The organism is Micrococcus sp. GbtcB5, from assembly GCF_019091605.1.
GTDB lineage: Bacteria > Actinomycetota > Actinomycetes > Actinomycetales > Micrococcaceae > Micrococcus > Micrococcus luteus.
In genome coordinates this window covers 1-229 of the sequence record NZ_JAGXJK010000625.1, presented here as the reverse complement: position 1 = coordinate 229, position 229 = coordinate 1, and the positions used below count along the sequence as shown (strand labels likewise).

1 protein-coding gene is annotated in these 229 nt (G+C 69.0%); it reads right to left on the bottom strand.

Features of this window, described 5'->3' with window-relative positions; genetic code table 11:
- On the bottom strand, window positions 1-229 hold a 229-nt coding region (locus KVS67_RS13755; protein WP_305799850.1), incomplete at both ends, for a peptide chain release factor-like protein.

The window sequence follows — 229 nt, the reverse complement described above, 5'->3', positions numbered from 1 at the left end:
CTGGATCTGGGACTTCTCGTTCTGCATGGAGACGACGATCCCCGTGGGCAGATGCGTCAGTCGCACCGCGGTGTCGGTCGTGTTGACGGACTGGCCGCCCGGCCCGGAGGAGCGGAAGACGTCCACTTTGAGGTCGTTCGGATCGTGGTGGACCTCGTCCGGGGCGTCCACCTCGGGCAGCACGAGCACGCCGGCGGCCGAGGTGTGGGTGCGGCCCTGGGACTCGGTG